23 protein-coding genes are annotated in these 21203 nt (G+C 44.6%); 11 read left to right on the forward strand and 12 right to left on the reverse strand.

The features are described from left to right. Positions 1-35: 35 nt before the first annotated feature. Positions 36-527, forward strand: a complete 492-nt coding sequence (locus R7R24_RS08560) for a CvpA family protein (protein ID WP_005380590.1) — start codon at positions 36-38, stop codon at positions 525-527. Positions 528-563: 36 nt separating this feature from the next. Then, positions 564-2078: an amidophosphoribosyltransferase gene (purF, locus tag R7R24_RS08565; protein ID WP_005380592.1), complete on the forward strand. Its 1515-nt coding sequence runs from the start codon at positions 564-566 to the stop codon at positions 2076-2078. Between the two features lie 65 nt (positions 2079-2143). On the opposite strand, the gene R7R24_RS08570 is transcribed toward purF, so the two are convergent. Beyond that, entirely contained in the window at positions 2144-3019 is an 876-nt protein-coding gene (locus tag R7R24_RS08570; protein ID WP_005384959.1) for a LysR family transcriptional regulator, read from the reverse strand. Between the two features lie 289 nt (positions 3020-3308). Here R7R24_RS08570 and R7R24_RS08575 point away from each other — a divergent pair, with 289 nt between their 5' ends. The 7 genes from R7R24_RS08575 (at position 3309) to recR (ending at position 9054) form a co-directional block, all read left to right on the forward strand. Beyond that, positions 3309-4415, forward strand: coding sequence for a response regulator (locus R7R24_RS08575; RefSeq protein WP_005380606.1), 1107 nt, complete (start codon positions 3309-3311; stop codon positions 4413-4415). Between the two features lie 223 nt (positions 4416-4638). Then, positions 4639-4770, forward strand: a complete 132-nt coding sequence (locus R7R24_RS08580; RefSeq protein WP_005380608.1) for a hypothetical protein — start codon at positions 4639-4641, stop codon at positions 4768-4770. A 33-nt stretch (positions 4771-4803) separates the two neighbouring features. Further along, entirely contained in the window at positions 4804-5190 is a 387-nt protein-coding gene (locus R7R24_RS08585) for a YbaN family protein (RefSeq protein WP_080276930.1), read from the forward strand. 162 nt (positions 5191-5352) lie between these two features. After that, complete coding sequence (gene apt / locus R7R24_RS08590; protein WP_005380615.1) at positions 5353-5898, forward strand: adenine phosphoribosyltransferase; 546 nt, start codon at positions 5353-5355, stop codon at positions 5896-5898. 8 nt (positions 5899-5906) lie between these two features. Beyond that, positions 5907-8012, forward strand: coding sequence for a DNA polymerase III subunit gamma/tau (gene dnaX, locus R7R24_RS08595; protein WP_225491492.1), 2106 nt, complete (start codon positions 5907-5909; stop codon positions 8010-8012). Positions 8013-8094: 82 nt separating this feature from the next. After that, positions 8095-8424, forward strand: coding sequence for a YbaB/EbfC family nucleoid-associated protein (locus tag R7R24_RS08600; protein WP_005380618.1), 330 nt, complete (start codon positions 8095-8097; stop codon positions 8422-8424). 30 nt (positions 8425-8454) lie between these two features. Then, entirely contained in the window at positions 8455-9054 is a 600-nt protein-coding gene (recR, locus tag R7R24_RS08605; RefSeq protein ID WP_005380619.1) for a recombination mediator RecR, read from the forward strand. A gap of 51 nt (positions 9055-9105) precedes the next feature. Here recR and aqpZ read toward each other — a convergent pair whose 3' ends face one another. The 3 genes from aqpZ to R7R24_RS08620 form a co-directional block, all read right to left on the reverse strand. Then, positions 9106-9804, reverse strand: coding sequence for an aquaporin Z (aqpZ, locus tag R7R24_RS08610; RefSeq protein ID WP_005384951.1), 699 nt, complete (start codon positions 9802-9804; stop codon positions 9106-9108). Between the two features lie 229 nt (positions 9805-10033). Further along, positions 10034-10282 carry a YkgJ family cysteine cluster protein gene (locus tag R7R24_RS08615; RefSeq protein ID WP_065767476.1) on the reverse strand — a complete coding sequence of 83 codons (249 nt, stop codon included), beginning with the start codon at positions 10280-10282 and terminating at the stop codon, positions 10034-10036. A gap of 137 nt (positions 10283-10419) precedes the next feature. Beyond that, on the reverse strand, positions 10420-10668 hold the full coding sequence (locus R7R24_RS08620) for a GlsB/YeaQ/YmgE family stress response membrane protein (RefSeq protein WP_005380625.1): 249 nt from the start codon (positions 10666-10668) through the stop codon (positions 10420-10422). A gap of 188 nt (positions 10669-10856) precedes the next feature. Between R7R24_RS08620 and R7R24_RS08625 the strand changes: the two genes are divergently transcribed. Next, positions 10857-11297 (forward strand): YcgN family cysteine cluster protein, encoded by a 441-nt coding sequence (locus R7R24_RS08625; protein WP_005384948.1) that lies wholly within the window; start codon positions 10857-10859, stop codon positions 11295-11297. A 191-nt stretch (positions 11298-11488) separates the two neighbouring features. Then, a complete protein-coding gene (locus R7R24_RS08630) occupies positions 11489-13168 on the forward strand; it encodes a mechanosensitive ion channel family protein (protein ID WP_005380681.1) in 1680 nt (559 codons plus the stop codon). 69 nt (positions 13169-13237) lie between these two features. Here the strand turns inward: R7R24_RS08630 and R7R24_RS08635 are convergent, their stop codons facing one another. The 8 genes from R7R24_RS08635 to R7R24_RS08670 all read right to left on the reverse strand — a co-directional run bounded on the left by R7R24_RS08635 (position 13238) and on the right by R7R24_RS08670 (position 21105). Then, positions 13238-13522, reverse strand: a complete 285-nt coding sequence (locus R7R24_RS08635; RefSeq protein ID WP_225491491.1) for a putative quinol monooxygenase — start codon at positions 13520-13522, stop codon at positions 13238-13240. 17 nt (positions 13523-13539) lie between these two features. Continuing rightward, positions 13540-13935, reverse strand: a complete 396-nt coding sequence (locus R7R24_RS08640) for a VOC family protein (protein ID WP_005380685.1) — start codon at positions 13933-13935, stop codon at positions 13540-13542. Positions 13936-14075: 140 nt separating this feature from the next. Next, a complete protein-coding gene (locus R7R24_RS08645; RefSeq protein WP_064368687.1) occupies positions 14076-14375 on the reverse strand; it encodes a ribbon-helix-helix domain-containing protein in 300 nt (99 codons plus the stop codon). A 136-nt stretch (positions 14376-14511) separates the two neighbouring features. Continuing rightward, entirely contained in the window at positions 14512-16089 is a 1578-nt protein-coding gene (locus R7R24_RS08650) for an alkaline phosphatase (RefSeq protein ID WP_005380687.1), read from the reverse strand. Positions 16090-16487: 398 nt separating this feature from the next. Beyond that, positions 16488-16847, reverse strand: a complete 360-nt coding sequence (locus tag R7R24_RS08655; protein ID WP_005380688.1) for a hypothetical protein — start codon at positions 16845-16847, stop codon at positions 16488-16490. 251 nt (positions 16848-17098) lie between these two features. After that, positions 17099-18046 carry a ChaN family lipoprotein gene (locus tag R7R24_RS08660; protein ID WP_042522507.1) on the reverse strand — a complete coding sequence of 316 codons (948 nt, stop codon included), beginning with the start codon at positions 18044-18046 and terminating at the stop codon, positions 17099-17101. A gap of 98 nt (positions 18047-18144) precedes the next feature. After that, on the reverse strand, positions 18145-18972 hold the full coding sequence (gene rlmA / locus R7R24_RS08665; protein WP_005380691.1) for a 23S rRNA (guanine(745)-N(1))-methyltransferase: 828 nt from the start codon (positions 18970-18972) through the stop codon (positions 18145-18147). A 96-nt stretch (positions 18973-19068) separates the two neighbouring features. Beyond that, a complete protein-coding gene (locus tag R7R24_RS08670; RefSeq protein ID WP_054577620.1) occupies positions 19069-21105 on the reverse strand; it encodes a methyl-accepting chemotaxis protein in 2037 nt (678 codons plus the stop codon). Positions 21106-21203: the final 98 nt, after the last annotated feature.

Consider the following 21203-nt stretch of genomic DNA (forward strand, 5'->3'; position numbering starts at 1 on the left):
TGTTAAAATGCGCGCCAACTTAAGATGAAGAAAAGATGAATTGGATAGATTTTATCATTTTAGGTGTGATCGGATTTTCAGCTCTGATCAGTTTAGTTCGCGGTTTTGCTAAAGAAGCTTTGTCTTTGGTGATTTGGTTTGGAGCGTTTTTTATCTCCAGTAATTACTATGCCAAATTGGCGGTGTACTTCACCAACATCGAAGATGATATGTTTCGTAACGGAGCGGCGATTGCGGCGTTATTTGTCGCAACCTTGGTAGTTGGTGCAGTGGTGAATTACGTCATTGGTCAACTGGTACAAAAAACAGGGCTATCAGGTACGGACCGAATTCTCGGGATTGTATTTGGTGGTCTACGCGGAGTCTTAATTGTTTCTGCGGTGCTGTTTTTTATGGATGCGTTTACTGCATTCCCAAGCTCGGATTGGTGGAAAGATTCACAGTTGATCCCTGAGTTCAGCCGTATCATCGCCCCATTCTTCGAGCATTTACAAGCAACATCAAGTTTTCTGTCTGGCACTATCTAGTAGTGCCAGCTACTGTCGCAAATCGAGGATTAGGACATGTGTGGTATTGTTGGAATCGTGGGCACAACGCCTGTAAACCAGTCTATTTATGACGCGTTAACGGTGTTACAGCATCGTGGCCAAGATGCCGCTGGTATTTGTACCATAGAAAGCAATCGTTTTCGTCTGCGTAAGGCGAACGGTTTAGTCAAGGATGTATTTGAAGCAAGACACATGCAACGCCTGCAAGGCGAGGTCGGAATTGGTCATGTTCGTTACCCTACAGCAGGCAGTTCAAGCGCTTCAGAAGCTCAACCTTTCTACGTAAACTCTCCTTTCGGTATTACACTTGCCCACAACGGTAACTTGACTAACGCTAACGAAGTTCGTCAGAAGCTGTTTGAAAAAGATCGCCGTCATATCAATACCACTTCAGACTCTGAAGTATTACTAAATGTACTGGCGCACGAAATTGACTCAGTAAAAGGAAATGTCACGACCGAAGACGTATTCCGCGCAGTTACCAATGTTCATCGCACAATTCGCGGTGCTTATGCTGTGACCGCCATGATCATTGGTCATGGTATGATTGCATTTCGTGACCCACACGGTATTCGCCCGCTCTGTTTAGGTAAGCGTGAAGTTAACGGCAGAGCAGAGTACATGGTTGCGTCTGAATCGGTGGCATTGGATGCGGTCGGTTTTGATTTCGTCCGTGATGTTGCACCTGGTGAAGCGATTTACGCAACGTTTGACGGTGAGCTTTACACGAAGCAGTGTGCAGATAATCCTAAGCTGAACCCTTGTATTTTCGAGTTCGTGTACTTTGCTCGTCCAGATTCGTTCATCGATAAAATTTCGGTATACAGTGCTCGCGTTGAAATGGGTAAAAAGCTGGGCGAACGTATTCGTGAAGATTACGCAAACCTTGATATCGATGTTGTCATTCCTATCCCTGAAACGTCTTGCGACATTGCACTGCAAATCGCTCAAGCGATCGATATCCCTTATCGCCAGGGTTTCGTGAAAAACCGTTATGTTGGACGTACGTTTATCATGCCTGGCCAGCAACAACGTAAGAAATCAGTACGTCGCAAGTTGAATGCTATTCGTTCGGAATTCAAAGGTAAGAATGTGTTGCTGGTGGATGACTCTATTGTTCGAGGTACAACGTCAGAGCAGATTATTGAGATGGCTCGTGATTCTGGTGCCAAGAAAGTGTACATGGTCTCAGCGGCTCCTGAAGTTCGTTTCCCGAACGTATACGGCATTGATATGCCAAGTGCTACAGAGCTTATTGCCCATGGCCGTGACAACGATACAATTTGTAAGCAGATTGGTGCCGATGCGCTTATTTATCAACGTCTAGAAGATTTGGTAGAAGCTGTAGGTCTTGGAAATCAAGACATTACTCAGTTCGATACTTCCGTGTTTAACGGTGAATACGTAACGGGTGATATCGACCAACAATACCTAGATTTTTTAGATGGTCTTCGTAACGATGATGCGAAAACACAACTTGAAATCCAACAAGACTTAGCAAACCTAGAGCTTCATAACGAAGGCGCATAGGATGCGCTTTCTTAAGTCGTAAAAAAACCAGAGCTTCGGCTCTGGTTTTTGTTTTCGCTATCTAATTAGTGAATGTTATAAGCGATCACAAAGTCAATAAAGAGGCGAACTTTCTCTGGCAGGTGATCTTTGTGGTTGTAAAGCATATAAATGTCGCGCGGGTTTGCACTCCAATCTGGCAGTACGCGTACCAAATCGCCGCTCTCGATGTACTCTTTGATCATGACATCTGGCATTAGTGTGATGCCTAAACCTTCGGAACAAGCGCTGCGCACCACATTGAGCGCGTTTGCTTGAAAACGACCACGGTCAACATTCACCACAGACTCGCCTTTGCTATTAATCAAGGTCCACTTAATAAGCGGGTACCCTTTTAGCAATGAATGGTTAGAGAGCTCTTCTGCATGATGTGGCGCAGGATTCGAGGTTAGATAGTCAGGGCTTGCAACGAGAATATCCTTCACTTCGCCAATCTTACGCGCGATGAGGCTAGAGTCGCGTTGAGGTCCCACTCGAAAAATTACATCCCATTCAGTAGGGTCAAGCTTGTCCGCATTATTCTCTGTCGTTAGCTCAATGTTGATGTCCGGGTACTGCTTCATAAAGCTGTTGAACATCGGCATCATCATTCGTTTAGTTAAGTTGTAAGGCGCGGATATCTTAATCTTGCCGGATGCTCCTCGGCAGTCGTCAGTGATTTCCTCTGCTGCGGTTGTTAGCCTTTGTAGTAAAGGAGAGCACTCATGGTAAAAACGTTCCCCTGCTTCAGTGAGCGAGAGTTTGCGAGCATGACGGTTCAATAGTCGAAGATTGACAGAGTCTTCTAGCGCTTGAATGCGTCGGGTGATGGTCGCAACCGGGATCATGGTTTTTCGCGAAGTTGCGGTGTAGCTCCCATTTTCGACAACCAGTCGAAACAGGTTTAAGTCATCTAATTTCATATTTCCAGACACATTAAATTACCGATTACGGTTAATTTATAATTAACTTTGTGATCAAAGCTTGCTTTAAGTCAACATGTTGCATCATTTGAACACAGCAACCCTGTTTGAGTAAATACTGTTATACGCCGTAATATTTGTATTAATGCAGTTTCCGAGCTAAGTTTTATAACAAGGCGAAGCGGCCTCAGGTCTTGCTGTGACACGTTTTGCTGGAAGTAAACACAACAAAAATAATGACTTAATAATAAATCTGTTTTTTTGACTGAGCTTTGTGAGGTATAAAGGTATGTTTAAGACTCACAGTCAAACGGCAATGGTCTCGGCACAGGAAGTGATTAATCAAAAACTAATAATGTTGGTGGACGATGATCCAATATTTCGTAAAGTAACCAATGCCTATTTAGAAAGTCAGGGTTTTAAAGTAGTAGAAGCAGAAAACGGCCTAGAAGCGCTTCAACAACTCAGGGAATGCCAACCCGATCTTATCTTATGTGATTTATCGATGCCGGTCTTAGATGGTATCGAGTTCGTCGAAGAAGTTAGTCTCGAATACCCATATATGCCGCTTATCGTGGTATCAGGCACGGATGAAATGTCCGATGTCGCGAAAGCGTTGCGATTTGGTATTAAAGATTTTCTTCCTAAACCGATAGGTAATTATGAGCACCTATCTCAGGCGATAGAGAATACGCTAGAAGATACCGATAGTCACTTCTCAGAACAACGTGACTTTTCAAGTCAGTGGTTTAGAGTTGATGATGGTGGTGAAATCCCAGATGAACAAGAGCTGTATTGGCATCTGGAATATTTACAACAGAATCCGAGTGCGGCAAGAGATTTACTGCAAGCGCTATTGCCAGAGAAGGATGCTGCTCAGGGAGATTGGCGCTGCTCGTACCGTTTATTGCAATCGACGGATGTGATGCCCTTGGTTTTCGATTATCGTTGGTTAATGAATGGTCAATTTGCGTTTTATCTCGTTGATTCTGCTTCCCAAGCTAATGATGGAGTTGCGACGACATTGCTCGTTAGGGCATTGTTTGACGACTATCTCCGTAACTTGAAAAGTTTCAGTGCTGATCTCAAGGACATGGTAGGGATCATTGAAAAAGGAATTGAGTGTTCGGAGTGTGCGGGTGCAGTCAATGCTGTGTTTGGTGTCGCCGACCTCGCTTCATCCTCGGTCTCTATATTGCCTGCGGGTTTAGATAGCCATTGGTCTGACGGAAATACGAATCAACACATCGCAGCAGGTAACCGTTTAGGGGGAGGAAGTATGAAAAACTTCATCACCCGCGATTTACCGCTTAGTGTTGCAGGACAGTTGTCTATCGGGTGTTTAGGTTCTTCAAGTTTTAGTTTAAGTATTACCCGGAAATCCCGACTAGTATAATTATGACTTGCAAACCAATAAGCAGCGTCCTTACGCTGCTTATTATCTTTTTAGAACCACCAAAACAACATACGTTTAGTTTAATAACCTTACTTTTTACTGGTGTTTAGATTTGGCTGTTTAATGTATAGTCAGCGCTTAAAACAATAATGACCCATTTGTGCAACGATAATTTAACGCTGTGCCTTGGGAGAAGCAAAGTCAACTAGTGAGAAGACACATCATGGCAGACAAAGATTTTAAAGAGCCTTATAATATTTTTTACTTTTTAGGTTTTATTGCAGTTCTTTTGATCCCAACACTTCCTGCAACGCTAACCTGGCTTCGTGTAATGAATGGTTACGCAGGCTTTTAATCTAGCTATTTTGTACCGGAGTTCACCATTCGTATTAAGCGTTACTTTTTCAATACTGTTGGTGGACTCTGTATTGTGCTCGGCATAGCCGGCATAGCCCTTCCACTTTTACCCACCACACCTTTTATTTTGCTTGCTAGCGCATGTTTTATGCGTGGTAGCCCCGCATTTCATCAATGGTTACATAACCACAAAACGTTTGGACCTATTCTCGACAATTGGCATAAGCATCGGGCTGTTACTTCAAAAGTAAAAAAGCGTGGTGCGATTTTTATTGCGCTTAGTTTCATGGTTTCAATCGTTGTTGTCCCCCTCGTTTGGGTAAAAATTGGTCTTTTAGTGATGCTAATCGTTTTACTCAGCTGGTTTATGCGTCTGCCTGTGATTGAGTTGGTTGCTGACCGAGAAGAAAATCACTAAGATTGTAGAGAATAGTGTGCCCGCTCTTCGAGTGGGCGTTTGTATTTTCAGCGCCTGTGACTTTTACGAAAATAAGCACATAGTGGTGAAAACCTATTGTTCGTTGCCCTCGTGATACTGCGATTAGAGAGGGCGATGAGCCAATCTAAGTAAATCGGTATTATGACTACAGAAACAATTTCACTGATCAAATCTAGCATCAAAAGCATCCAAGACTACCCAAAGCCAGGCATTCTATTTCGTGATGTGACGAGCCTTCTTGAAGATGCGAAAGCATACCAAGCGACGATCAACTTACTTGTTGAACGTTACAAAGATATGGGCTTTACCAAGGTTGTGGGTACGGAAGCTCGTGGCTTTCTATTTGGCGCGCCTTTAGCGCTTGAGCTAGGTGTTGGTTTTGTACCAGTGCGTAAACCAGGCAAGCTACCACGCCCTACTGTTGCTCAATCTTATGAGCTTGAATACGGCGTTGATACACTAGAAATCCATACAGATGCCATCGTTGAAGGCGACAAAGTACTGGTTGTCGACGATTTATTGGCAACGGGCGGTACTATTGAAGCGACGACTAAGCTGATTCGCCAACTGGGTGGTGAAGTTGAGCACGCTGCGTTCGTTATCAACCTACCAGAAATCGGTGGCGATAAACGTTTAGAAGCACTAGGTCTAAACGTGTACAGCATCTGCGATTTTGAAGGACATTAATACATTCAATGAGTTATTTAGCTTTAGCGCGAAAATGGCGTCCTAATCAGTTTGACCAAGTTGTCGGACAAAAACATGTCCTGACGGCGTTGGAAAACGCACTGGCGCAAAACCGTTTACACCATGCTTATCTGTTCAGCGGGACTCGTGGTGTGGGTAAAACGAGTATCGGTAGGCTGTTTGCCAAAGGCTTGAACTGCGAAACCGGCATTACCGCGACACCTTGTGGTAAGTGTGATACTTGTCGTGAAATTGATGAAGGTCGCTTTGTCGATCTTCTTGAAATCGACGCAGCATCACGTACTAAAGTTGAAGACACTCGTGAACTGTTAGACAACGTTCAATACAAACCTGCTCGTGGACGTTTTAAAGTGTACCTCATCGATGAGGTGCACATGCTATCGCGTCACTCTTTCAATGCGTTGTTGAAAACCCTGGAAGAGCCGCCAGAGTATGTGAAGTTCTTACTCGCAACAACTGATCCACAAAAGCTGCCTGTCACTATATTGTCGCGTTGTCTTCAGTTTCATCTGAAACCAATCAGCGTTGATGATATTCACCAGCAACTTGATTACATCCTAGGTCAAGAGCAAGTTTCAGCAGAGCCAAAAGCGTTGGGTATGATCTCACATGCTGCAGATGGCAGTATGCGTGATGCTCTTAGCTTGACTGATCAAGCAATTGCTTTAGGTAACGGTGCGGTGCAAACCGATATTGTCAGCCACATGTTGGGGACGATTGATACCGACCAAGCGATTCACTTACTAGAGTCAATCAGTAGCAAGCAACCTCAACAAGCCATGGATAAAATCCAGCAATTAGCAGCAAATGGTGTTGAGTGGGATGGTTTGTTGCAGCAAGTCGCAACACAGCTTCATCGAATTGCGATGTATCAAGCGCTGCCAGCGTCGCTAGACCGAGCGCAGCCAGATGCAGAAAAAATCGAGTTGTTGAGTAAAGCACTAAGTCCGCAAGACGTTCAGCTTTACTATCAAATTGCATTGAAAGGTCGTGAAGATTTGACTCTCTCGCCAAATGGGCGAGTCGGTCTGGAAATGATTGTGCTGCGTATGATGGCGTTCCGCCCATCAAATAACAGTGGGGCAAATGTTGTTTCTAGTAACTGCGAGCCAGCGTCATCTCCGGCTCAAAGTACCAGTCAACCAAAGGCTGCGCCAGCTCGGACAGTAGCATCTCCTCGAGCTCAGCAGCCGAGTCCAGCACAAAGCTCACCACAAGTGGCTCCTCAACCTTCATCCAATTCACAACCTGAATATCACGCGAGTGGATATGAGACGGTTCCGCCACAGTATGATATGGCGCCGCCGATGAGCGAAAACCCTGCACCGCAGCATGAAACGCCACCTCAACAAGTGCAAGAGAGCGTTTCAACACCGGCGCGCGGTGGTCTAAGCGGTTTACGTCACCAATTACGTTCTCAGCGTCAAGGCCTACAACAGAACACTCCTCAAAATGGTGGCTCAAAAAAGCCTAAAGCGGCATCTGCACAACCAGAATCGGTTATCGACCGAGTAGCGCAATTGCATGGCAATTCCGCGCAGGTGTCGCCAAACTCAGCTCCGAAGTCGACGGAGCCACAAGTTGAAGAAGCGTATCGCTGGCGTCCAAGCAAGCCTGTTGAGACAAAAGTAAATACAAAACTGACACCTACGCAGCTCAAGCAGGCACTTGAGCATGAGAAAACGCCTGAAATGGCACAAAAGCTCATCGATGAGTCATTAGAACATAATGAATGGGCGAAGCTAATCAGCTTAATGGAGATCCCTAAGCTGGTAGAGCAACTTGCGCTAAACTCTCATTATAGTAAGGAAGGAACAACCGTTTCGTTACTATTGAGAAGCAGCCAAGCTCATTTGAATACTGATAGAGCTCAAGCCGAATTGCTCAAAGCACTTAATACCGTGTTAGGTGAAGAGTGCCACATGAGCATCGAAATAGGGGAGAGTGGAGAAACACCACTTGAACTGAGAGATAGGCTCTACCAAGAGAAATTACAGCAAGCGCTGAACAGTTTAGAAAACGATCCAAATGTTCAATTTATTGAACGTCGTTTTGCTGCAGAGCTTGATAAAGATAGTGTGCGCCCTATCTAATAATCGAATGGAATGGGGTTGAAAACCCAAAGGTATAACCCCATTAATTGATGCAACACCTCATTAAACCAGAGAGATAAACATGTTTGGTAAAGGCGGTATGGGCAACCTAATGAAGCAAGCCCAGCAAATGCAAGATCGCATGCAAAAGCTTCAAGAAGAAATCGCGAATATGGAAGTAACTGGCGAGTCTGGTGCTGGCCTAGTTAAAGTTACTATCACTGGTAGTCACAGCGTACGTCGTGTTGACATCGATGAAAGTTTGATGGAAGACGACAAAGAAATGCTTGAAGATCTGATCGCTGCGGCGTTCAACGATGCAGCCCGTCGTGTTGAAGAAACTCAAAAAGAGAAAATGGCTTCTGTAACTGGCGGTATGCAACTACCACCAGGTATGAAAATGCCATTCTAATCTGCTGATATTTAATTAAGCGGACTTTTAATGCGTACCAGTCATATGCTGGAACAATTGATGGAGGCCTTACGTTGTCTACCTGGGGTTGGCCCCAAGTCAGCGCAGCGTATGGCCTTTCATTTGTTACAGCGCGATAGAAAAGGCGGTTTGCAGCTTGCAGATGCGCTGAGTCAGGCAATGACAGAAATAGGTCATTGTACTGAGTGTCGAACCTTCACCGAAGAAGAAGTCTGTCACATTTGTACCAACCCAAAACGCCAAGAAAATGGTCAAATTTGTGTGGTAGAAAGCCCGGCAGACATCGCAGCCGTTGAAGCAACAGGCCAATATTCTGGTCGGTATTTTGTTCTTATGGGGCATTTGTCGCCATTAGATGGTATTGGTCCAAGTGATATTGGATTAGATGTCCTTGATTACCGCTTACGTCGCGGTGATATTACCGAAGTGATTTTGGCGACAAACCCAACAGTTGAAGGTGAAGCCACTGCCCACTACATCGCAGAGCTATGTAAAGAGCACCAAGTTGATGCCAGCCGCATCGCGCATGGTGTGCCTGTCGGTGGGGAGCTAGAGCTTGTTGATGGCACGACGTTGTCACATTCGCTATTAGGTCGACACAGAATTTAATAAAAAGCCGCTGAATTCAGCGGCTTTTTTGATTTTGAGAGTTGGGAACGATTAATCGTTCGATTCTTTACCAAGAAGGTTTTTGTAGATAACCGCACCAAGCACGCCACCCACAATAGGAGCAATCCAGAACAGCCATAGCTGAGAAACCGCCCAGTCACCCACATATACTGCGACTGCCGTGCTACGAGCAGGGTTTACTGACGTATTGGTGACAGGAATGCTGATCAGGTGAATGAGAGTCAAACACAGGCCAATTGCGATAGGTGCAAAGCCTTGTGGCGCACGTTTGTCTGTTGCACCCATAATGACAATCAGGAACATCATCGTCATGACAACTTCAGTCACAAGTGCAGCGATCATCGAGTATTGGCCTGGAGAGTGTTCACCATAACCATTGGCGGCAAAGCCAGAACCCACAACATCGAATCCTGCTTGTCCAGATGCAATAACGTAAAGCACACCACCTGCGATAAGCCCGCCGATAACCTGTGAGATGATGTAGGGAGCAACGTCTTTTGTCTCAAAACGACCGCCAGCCCAAAGGCCAACTGTCACTGCAGGGTTCAAGTGACAACCTGAAATATGACCGATAGCAAATGCCATCGTCAGAACGGTTAAACCGAATGCCAAAGAAACGCCCAACAGACCAATACCCACTTCAGGGAAACCCGCAGCCAACACCGCGCTACCACAGCCGCCTAACACTAGCCAGAACGTGCCAAAAGCCTCAGCCAAATACTTATTCATGTTCTTTCCTGATCTTTAATTAAATGACCCGCTGAACATAGTCGAGAATTGTCAATAAATTGTGAGGGAGATCGCGCAAAAACCGCAAATGGAACGCTATGTGGCAAGAGTTCTCAAGGGTGAGATAAAAGGCTGAGGGGGGGAGTGCTAAATCTTGAGTTTGCTTTGATTACTGCCTCGGAGAGAAACAACCGAGGTACTAACTTTAAACGTGTGGTCTAGAGTCGCATTACGTCAATTGTTCTAATTCAGTGATGTTGTCGAGTGCTTCTTGATTGGTCTTGCCGCATACAATCGGACACGGTTTAAAATCGTGACAGACTTTAGGGCGTTCAGGCTTACCAAATAGCTTGCACAAATTGTCGTCGTTGAGTTGCACACAACGAACACCTGCAGGTTTGCCCTTGGGCATTCCAGGTATTGGTGAAGAGATACTTGGCGCAATACAGCACGCTCCACATCCTAATCGACAATCCATAATGTAAACCTCTTAAAAATTAAGGGGGCAATTATGGTCATTTTGACGTGGATTGGAAGAGTGAAGAAAGAAAAAAATAAAAGGGCGCGCTTAACATTACGCTCCCTTTTTGGTTTTTTGCTTTTAAATCATCGTGATTATTTTAAGAAACGGTTATAAACAAACAACAGAATAAATGCGCCTAGTGTTGCGGTAATGATACTACCAATGTTGACGCCAGTTGCTCCGCCGAAACCGAGAATGCCGCCAAGGAAGCCACCTACAAATGCCCCTGCAATACCAAGTAACATTGTTGCAATCCAACCGCCCCCATCTTTTCCTGGCATGAGCCATTTAGCAAGTGCGCCGGCGATTAAGCCCAAAATAATCCAAGAAATAATACCCATGAAAACTCCTTAATGCCTTCTTGATCAATTGAGTAATGGAAACTTGTTTAAGGATAGAACAGTAAAACGAAAGTAGTTGAATATCTCCACCGTTATGTGGGAAGGATGCAAGATCTTCTCAAAACTTGAACTTTTGCGTTGAGAAGAGTATAAATCGCCCCCTAAATTCCCTTGGTGAGACCTGAAGTATGAGCACTCCATTTTGGCAAAGTAAATCGTTAGAGCAGATGACAGAAGAGGAATGGGAATCTCTCTGTGATGGTTGTGGCAAATGTTGTTTGCATAAGCTTATGGATGAAGATACCGATGAAATCTACTATACCAATGTGGCTTGTAGCTGGCTGAACAGTAAAACGTGTTCATGTAAGGATTACCCAAACCGTTTCACTTCGGGTGAAGAGTGCACCAAGCTGACCCGAGAAGACATCGACGATTTTACTTGGCTGCCACACACGTGCGCTTACCGTCTGTTGGCTGAAAAGCAGCCTTTACCAGAATGGCATCCGCTGATTACAGGCTCTAAGTCCGCAATGCATGCGGCAGGGGAAAGTGTCCGTAACAAAGTCGTTTACGAGATTGATGTGGTGGATTGGGAAGACCATATTTTAAATCATCCCAACCGTCCTTAGTCGAATACAAACAAGCCTTTCATTGATTAAATGAAAGGCTTGTTTGCTATTGGGGCTCCCAACTTTGACGTCTCGCTAACGAAATGCTGCTCAGTTTATTATTTAGTGTTGTAAACTTAGGAGTATGATTTCAACGCTTTACACTTCTATTCCTGATTGTTTTGATCAGGATTGTTTCCTATGAGGTAAACATGACGTTTCATTTCCCCCAGAAACTGCGCCTGACATCTTGGGTGACATTATTCGCACTTGCCGTCATTATGTTCTCCCCAATGGCTGTTCATGCGACTGCTACTGACGATATCCAAGAGCCTTCTGCTGCCGAAATCTCGATTGACAACTTGAACCGAGAGATTGTGGATTTATCCCAAAGCCTCTCGCAAGCGAGTGGCGACGAGCGTGATGCCCTTCAACTGCAACTATTCCAAAAGAATGAAGAATTAAGAAGCCAGTTAGCGTCAGCGATTGAACGTGAAACTATCTCTCGCGACAAGCTGATCTTGCTAGTTAAAAAACAAGAACAATACTCTGAGGACGCGACGAACTATCTATCGGAAAAAATAAAGAAAGTCGTCGAGGATTTAAATAAGGCTAAGGATGAAGAGAAGCTTGCTCTTGTTAATGATTATCGAGAGCTACAGCGTTATCTTGATGTTAGCTTCGATTCGAGCTGGCAAAATCTCGCTTGGTTGAAGGAGCTAGGGGCCCAAAACGAGCGCGCAGAAGCGGAACTAAAAGATAAAATTGATAAACGTATGCGCTTACTGTCTGCTTCAATTGAGTACTTGAGTCAGCAAAGTGAGATCATTGGCTCCCAACTTTCGTCTAGCCCAGAGTCGGAAAAAGCGTCGTTGCAACTTAGTCAGCTCATTACTAAACAAAGGCTAAATATTGCGACAGAAAGCTTACGCAACCTGATTTCAATTGGTGATAAAGTCGGTTTAGAAACGTCTGAATACAAACGCCAAATTTTTGAAGTGACGGGTAATATCACCCATGATTTACTGAATACCAAAGTTGTGTGGTCAATACTGAGTCACTGGTCCAACTCGGCACTGGATTGGTTTGCCGAGAATGCACCGCAGCATATCTTCCAGTTGTTTGTTTTTGCGCTGATTTTATTGATCGCTCGCGGACTGGCTAAGTTAACTCGCAAAGTCGTCCGTAAAGCAGTTGCATCGAAAAACTTAAAACTTTCCCACTTGATGCAGGACTTCTTTATCTCGATGTCCGGCAAATTCGTGTGGGTGATCGGTATCATGGTGGGCTTATCTCAGCTTGGTTTGAACCTAGCGCCAATCCTAACCGGTTTCGGTATTGCTGGTGTGATTATTGGTTTCGCGTTGCAAGACACGTTATCCAACTTCGCGGCGGGTATGATGCTGCTTATTTATCGCCCATTTGATGTTGGTGATTTTGTGTATGCTGGCGGTGTGGATGGCAAGGTAAGCCATATGAGTTTGGTGAACACCACAATCCGTACGTTTGATAACCAAATTATTATTGTGCCTAACAGCAAAATCTGGGGAGATGTTATTAAGAACGTCACGCATGAACGCATTCGCCGCGTGGATATGGTGTTTGGCATTGGCTATGCGGATGACCTCTTAAAAGCGGAGTCAGTATTGTCTGATATCATTACCTCTCACCCTTCGGTACTTCGCACTCCAGAGCCAATGATCAAAGTTCATACATTAAATACGTCTTCTGTAGATTTTATTGTGCGTCCTTGGGTAAAAACGGATGATTACTGGGATGTATACTGGGATGTGACAAAAGAGGTGAAACTACGCTTCGACCGAGAAGGTATTTCGATTCCTTTCCCACAACAAGATGTGCATTTGCATATGGTGGAGAAGCAAGACGCTTAATCACAGGTCCCAACTAGTGAAAGGCACTCTAGATAGAGTGCCTTTTTTGATCTTCGGTTAGCGCTATAGTTACAGTTCGTCGAAGAACACCAGTTTCGGCTCGCATTCTAACAAGTTGTCGATCTGGCTAATCAAAAGAGTAAAGTGTTCTGTTTTACCATGAAGCTCAAATGCTTGTTGGTTTTTAAATTGCTCCTGAAAAACGAAGTGGCATGTATTGTCTTTATCTTGGAACAATTGATAACGAACGCAACCTTCTTCATTGCGAGTAGGTTCAAGCGCTCGGGTAAGTACCTCTTTCAACTCTTGTTCTTTTCCCGGTTGTGCATGAAAGGTAGCCGTCAAGTGAATCATAATGTTTACTCTTTTTGTTATAGGTAACGCCCTTGGCGTTGCAGGAACTCAATTTTGTAACCATCAGGGTCGGTTACAAAAAAGAACGTTGCTAAATGCTTTTGTTGATGGTCAAAGGCTTTGATGTCACCAGTTTCAATGCCGAGAGATTTAATGCGTTTGTGGGCTTGTTCAATGTCCTCCACGCTGACGGCAAGGTGGCCGTAACCTGAGCCGTGAGTGTAGGGCTCACTTTGGTCGTGATTGTGCGTCAGTTCCAATTCAAAGCCAGTTTCTTGGTTGGCTAGATAGGTTAGAGAAAAGCCATCAAAGATGTATTGATCAGCGACTTCTAGTTCAAGTACGTCACAGTAAAATTGTAGAGAGCGGTCCAGATCACTTACTCGGATCATGGTGTGAATCATTTTTGTCATAGGTACTCCTTGATAGTCCGCACAGGTTAGCGATTTCAAAAGGAGTCTGGGTAGTACTCTAGTACGACAAATTAGAAGATGCTCAAGGGTTTATAATACGGATGCATAGCCTAGGATGGTTATTGCTCGGTTGGTTGCTATTACCTGTTAAGTTGCGCAAGTGCTTGACGAGTGGTCTCTTGAGGTTGGCGGGCGTAAGTGAGGCAAGCGCATCGAAGTAAGGAGGCAAAGTTGTTCACTTTACCATTGTATTCGAGTGCTTCTTGATAAACAGTGCTTATGAATTTAGGAACCGTCATGTTTTGAGCACTAGCGATTTCCTCAAGAATTGTCCAAAAGCTCGCTTCAAGTTTTACACTGGTCGCGTGACCATCAATACGGATAGAGCGGGTGATGAACTGATAGTTGTCTTGGGGTTGCTTAGCAAAGATTTCGCACATTTTCTTTATTCATATAATTAAAGACCCATAATTATTGTGGTGTACGATTTAAAACGTCAACTGTTTTCATGCATAAAAAAACGCTCCCTTGCGAGAGCGTTGAAACATCACGAGTTGTGAAGTAAGTGCAAGTTGATTATTTAATTTGTTGCTTCAAGTACTCGCCTAGTTGCGAGTGGTGCATGATTTTTGATACCGGAAGGATAGTTTCTGCAGGTCCCCAAGCAAATACGTTGACAGGAGTATGCGTATGAGTACCCGTCCCCCATACTGTGTTTTGCTTTGTTGCATGCTCACGCGCTAGCAAGTTGCCACGGTCGTTGTAAGGAAAGAAAGCATCAAAGTCATTGATTGTCGGTACGTTCTCTTCGCTTAAGTATTTGTGTCCAGCGAGTCGGTATGGATTTGGTTTACTTGCTAATACGCGTTCTGCTTGCTCAGGCGTAATCGAAAAATCGCTATTTGCGTTCACGACTTCCGCAAACTTCTCTGGAGTTTGCTCTTTCTTATCAAGCGCTTGGAATTCACTGATCATGCCGTAGTAACTTTTCTTTTGGTTGTATAAACCATCGAGGATCTCGAACTGACCAAAGTTGAAGTTTGGCGCGTAATCCTGATTTTTGAATGCTTCGCCGTCGCGTTTTTGTGGTTTAGGCAAGTTTGCTGATGAGTAGCTAAAGCCAAAAGAGCCGGTTTCGTGGTCAGCAGTAACAATGATCAGGGTGTCATCACGGCCTTTTGCCCACTCATAAACTGAGTTTACCGCTTCATCGAATTTAAGCATTTCATGCAGCATCGTACCTGCATCGTTACTGTGGCCAGCCCAGTCAATTTGGCCGCCTTCAACCATCAAGAAAAAACCGTCTTTGTCTTTTGAAAGAATGTCGATTGCTTTGGTGGTCATTTCTTTCAGCGATGGCTGCGTGCGTTTTGGATCGTTTTTGCTTTGACTGTAGGCAATACCATCGTTCATGCCCGAGTAAGCAAAAAGTCCAAGTAATTTGTCACCTTTAGCTTGTGTGAGCATATCGCGGCTGAAAGCTAAGCTATAGCCTTGGTCTTGCGCTTCGGCAAGCAAGTTGCGTTCGTCTTTGCGTTTCGATTTTAGGTAGACATTACCTTGAGTGAGTTTTTCAAGTTGCTCGTATGTCTCTCCCTTGTCGTTTGTCGACTTTGGAATCCAATGACGAAGTCCACCAGACATCATCACGTCTACGCCTGTTTCGAGCATATCCGCCGCAATATTGTTTTCTAGGGAGCGATGTGGTTGATGAGCGGCAAATGCTGCTGGCGTTGCGTGGGTCATACGCGTATCAGAGACGAGCCCTGTCGCTTTACCTTTACTTTTGGCTTTTTCCAAAATAGTTTCGACATGGTTGCCTTGGCTATCAATGCCAATGACTTCAGAAGCGGTAGGGATTCCTGTCGCTAGCATCGTAGCTGAGCACGCAGAGTCGACGACAATTGCGTCTTCTGGATTGGTTAGTGATGATCCAATCACACCTTCTTGAGCGAGTTTGTATAACGCTGTGCTTTCGCCTTTGTAAACCGAGTTAGGTGCGTGTTTTGCGTAGGTCTCGAGTAAACCAACTTGTTGAGGACCCATGCCGTCGCCGATCATCAAAATGACGTTTTTGATTTCAGCTGAGAGTGCGTTGAAAGAGAGGGTAGATGCAGCCACTGCCGTAACGATTGGAGATACTAAGCGCTTCATTATATTTTCCTTGTTTATTGAAAGCGCAGGCATTAAAGCAATGATTTATGAAAGTTTTGTGTCGGTAATAAAAGTTTAACCAAATTGTCGTTTTTGTTTGGTTTTGCAGAAAAAATGAGTCGCTCTCTAACGTTCGTTAGTTTGGAAAGAAGAAAGCCCACAAACGTGGGCTTGGATTACGCTTAGGAGTTGAAAGCATGGACTAAAGTTATCCATTCAGTGCCTTCACAAGAAACCTAGTTTAGGGAGCAATAAACGAGCATATATTATCGGGCCACAAGAGCGGTCGAATTCACTTACGTTTGCATCATATCGTTCTTTGGCTTATTAAATTATGGGCTGCAGTAAGTGTTTGGTTCAAATAGGATTTGTTGTCGTGACGATTATCAGACTGGTTATCAGACTAATGCCAGTATGATGCCACCAACGGTAAGTGCCGCAGAAAGGTATTGACCCGCAGAATATGAGCCATCCTCTTCTTTCTCGATTTTATCGGGGTGATCCATGCCAAGCGCACCATGCGTGAAAGATTCGACCTTTTCACCAACAGATTTATCTTCTGCTTCTATTTTCTTGCTGTCGTGCTCGATTTGTTGCAGAGCGGCAAGTAGCGCTTTGCCTTCGGTCGAAAGCGTCACCTTATTGTGTTCGACTTTCAGCGGCGAAGCACTAGTTTCTTCTTGTGCAATACTTGCTTGTTTAGAGGCGACAGATTGTTTGGCATAGCTATTAACAGAAGTGCTTCCTACTGGATTCATCGAATACTCCTTGGAACATCGACACTCGGTCACTGAGTGCGGGTAAAAAGCAGTTATATTTTTATCGGCGGCAAAGTTTATTTCTGAAGCTATTTGGATAAAAACAGGTCTGCTTTTGCCGCTTCTAGTTTCTATTGGTGATCATTAGCAAAAAATAGACCAGCAGGAAGCAGACCCTTGTCACTCGATGAACTCGGAGCGGTGTGATGATGCAACGCAACGGCAAGGTAGTAACTTAAATTGAAGAGCAGCTACTTACATTGAAGATCGTTATTGCGTTTAGTTAGATGTTGATATGCCGCCATGCGGTGAGCATCTTGTACATACCGTACTGGTGGTGCGAGAACCTCTAACTGATAGTCAGTATTATCAGAAAGCACGTTATCTGTTGGGCTAATTACAACCACTTTTAAGCTCGGGTTGCGGCTTAAGATTGATGCTGCCGTACCCAACCCTTGCTCGGTGTGAAACTTGCCTGCAACATGGACAACCTGAGCGCCTGGGTTGTCGTCTAGGTAGCTAACGATAGATTCCGCCATAGTTTCATCCCAAGTAACTTGAGCTGCAAACTGTTTTTCCGTCTGCTCTGGCTTACCGTGATGCATGGATGCCATGAACTTTTCTTTGTACGGACTACTACCAGTGTTGATGGCTTGTGCAATGAACATCCGCTGATCATCATCGAGCTTGTTAATGTAATCTAGCCCTTGTCGACCAATGCATCGGACAATGCTCTTTGGTGCATTTGCTGCAATGACCGGGAGATTTTTCTGCTTAGCAAACTCCACGAGAGGGCGATAGTCGCTTTCATAATTGGGCCAAGCGTTGGCTTGTTTCATTAAGTACTGTTCGCCGATCTCCCCACGTAGGTAAGCGTCAACAACAGGTTGTTTGTCGCGGGTAAATTGTTCCATAGATAACGCGAGTGAGCGGTCGTAGGACGTAAGTTGTTTGAGCATATCGGTTTGAAAGCGATGAACGCCGGCGTGTGTGTGCCATTCACCAATAAGAATGACATCTGCTTGTTGCAGCTCAATTGGCAGTTTGCTTAGAGCGATGTGCTCGCCAGAAGGGGTGTATAGTTGGTAGTCGTAAAAACTAGTGACTTCCGCTGAGGTTGCGTGAGAGTCGGTGTGCGTATATGAAGAGCAACCAGTAAGTAAGCCTGCAAAGAGCAAGCTCAAAGTAGAAAAGCGCATTGAAAAGCCTCCAAAAATGTCCGGATGATATTAATGGAGGCTGAGCAATGAATCAATATAAATGATAACTATTTGCGTTTGTTGTTTTTTTTGACTTATTAATTGAGTGTTTTTTTGCGATATACACGCAACATAAAATCAGCCTCACATTGGAAAAGTGTAGCGGATTTCAACTCTTCACGAAGAGCATCGGTTGCTTTCCATGCGAATGGCGTCATTTGCAATAAATCGATTGCGGCTCCGTTTTTCAAGTCCATAACATAGTTAAGATGCTGCTGGTGCTCTAATTCAAACCCTTCAATATGTTCTGGTTCTTCATTGTGAAGACGAACTTCTTGATAAATGCGCTCACGCAGTTGGTATAAGTGGCGGCTAGCAGGAGTAACCGTGACAACAACGCCGTCGTTTTTTACAACGCGCTGCAGCTCCTCAGCTTTACACGGGGCATAAATGCGCAAAATGGCATCTAAGGATTCATTTGCGAAGGGAAGTCGGTGACTAGAAGCCACACTAAAGTTGCAGTGCGTGTAACGCTTCGCCGCGTAACGAATGGCAACTTTGGAAATGTCTAAGCCATAAATCGTGGCATGGTTCGCTTGTGTTTCTATCGTCTTTTGTACTTGATCTGTGTAGTAACCTTCACCACAACCAATATCTAATAATTGATGGGTGCTCCCCTCAGTGTATGTTGCACACAGCTGCGCCACTTCTTGGCGCATTGGGTTGTAGTAATCTCCTTCGAGGAATCGACGACGAGCTTGCATCATCTCTTTGTTGTCACCAGGATCTTTAGAACGTTTGTGGTGCGCTGGCATCAAGTTAACGTAGCCTTCTTTTGCTAAGTCAAACTGATGATTGTTTTCGCACTTAAACGTTTTTTCATTTAACGCTAGAGCTTGGTGGCATAGAGGGCATTGATAGTTCATGACGATCTCGAACAGAAAGTAGGGCGGCAAATTCTATCAAAAAGCGTGGTATCAAGTGAAACAAAAAGAGCCGACTGGGTCGGCTCTTATTAAGTATTAGTGGAAGAAGTCGACTTGCTCTTTCAAGTTTCGTGCTTGTTGTTGAAGTTCAATGGCACTTTGCGAGGTTTTTGCGCTCGTGTTGCGGCTTTCTCGGTTAAGTTCACTGATAGAATGGGCATTTGCTGCAATTTCTTGTGAAACTTGAGCTTGTTCTTCTGAAGTCGCTGCAATGGCGTCGGCTTGAGAGGCTATCGACTGCACTTGTACTGCGATGGCTTCTAATGCTGTGCCCGCGTCTTGTGCTTTGTCCAAGACCTGGTTTGCACTGCGTTGGCTGTCTGTCATCATATTAACTGCATTATGAGTCGACCCTTTTAGTTTCTCGATAATTTCCACGACATCCTGAACTGAGCTTTGGGTTCGGTGCGCAAGTGTGCGCACTTCATCTGCTACAACTGCGAAGCCACGACCTTGTTCACCTGCTCGTGCTGCTTCAATGGCGGCATTCAAGGCAAGTAAATTGGTTTGCTCAGCAATTTCATCAATCATTTTAGTGACGGTTTGAATACTCTCGCTATCGCGATTTACTTGCTCGATAGCCGTTGCTGATTGATCCAATTGATCGTTAAGTTGAGCAACGTCGATACATACGCCTTCAACAATCGCGAGACCAGACTGGCTATCGGTATTTGCTGAGCGTACGTTTTCCGCAATGCTTTCGACTTGTTGTGCGACAGATTGAGCGGAAGAGGCCATTTCTTCAATCGCTGTCACAACTTGCTCGACTTCTTGTTGTTGTCGGTCGGCTTGGGTCAAATTGCTATGTGCATCGTTGGCAACGCTGGTGGAGTTGCTCTCCACTAAGTCGCTTGTTGAACGGATCTTACCGACAAGTTCATTGAGCTGACTTGCCATACTGGCGACACCCGAGCTCAGGTTCGTAATTTCATTCTTTGATGCTTTACGAGACGCTGGGATGTTCAAGCTGACTTCGCCGCCGGCTAAGCGAGTCATGTATGAGTTTAGAGTCGTGAGAGGTTGTAAGCTGTGATTCAAGAAAAGTGTCAGTACAACAAAAGTAATGATTGCCGCTACCGAAGAAATGATGGCAATGAGTGTGAGAAGCGTGTCGCTACCTTTTGTAACTTCTTTGATAAACGTACCGCCTAGCAGTTTCCAGTTCCAACCTGGAACCTCTGTGTAGACAAGATACTTTTCGCCTACGTTACCTTGGTACTCGAAAGGGTAGCGAATTAATCCACTAGATTGTTCGAAAATCTGACCAAAAGGCTTGTGACCATTGTAGTCGGCGACTTCTAGTATTGACGAATCTGAGCCGCTTTTTGCTGGATGAAGTAGGTATTTACCAAGATTGTTTTCGTCGTTATCAACGATAATGGTGTAACCAGTGTCGCCCCATTTTATCTCTTCGAGTGCATCGAATAAGGTTTGTGTCGCTTGGTCTACTGGTAAGCCAATAAACGATAGGCCTACTACCTTTCCTGTCGCATCTTTGATTGGGGCATAGTAGGTAATGTAGCGCTCGCCATACAATTTAATTTGAGCGTAATACGGTTGTCCTGCTTTAAGTTGCTGATAACCAGGATGGTTGATGCCTAGCGTGGTTCCGACCGCTCGTTGACCTTGTGGATCTTTTAGGGAGGTGGACACCCGAATAAAGTCGTCACCCAACGGTGCGAATAGCGTTGCTATAGCGCCGGTATCACGTGTGAAACTGTCGACCAACTTGGTGTTATTAATTAAGCTTTCACTGTATTGAGTGATGTTTGGTACTTCATGTCCCATGAAGTCAACCGTGTAATTTTCGACATAGACACCGGCAAGGTAGCCATTGCGAAAAGTAGATTCGAGGACTTTAGCGGTGTGCAGGTAAGCATCGAATTGGCCAGCAATGGTTTTTGCCATTGATTCTACTTTAGATTGGTGTTCTTTCAGTGTGCTTTCCAATAGAACATCGGAAGCGTTGCGGTAAACAAGCGCTGCAATACTGCTGAAAGCAATGAATAGACACAAAGTAATCACCAGTTTCAACTGGAATCCGACACTTTGATTTCGGTATCTCTCTAACATAGACTAATTCCTGATATTTTTATTATTTATGAGTTTTGTATCGGTATGCTATCGGTTTATATGATCAATTTTTTTGATATTTATTAATGAAACCGTCA

Source organism: Vibrio sp. 704, assembly GCF_033339295.1.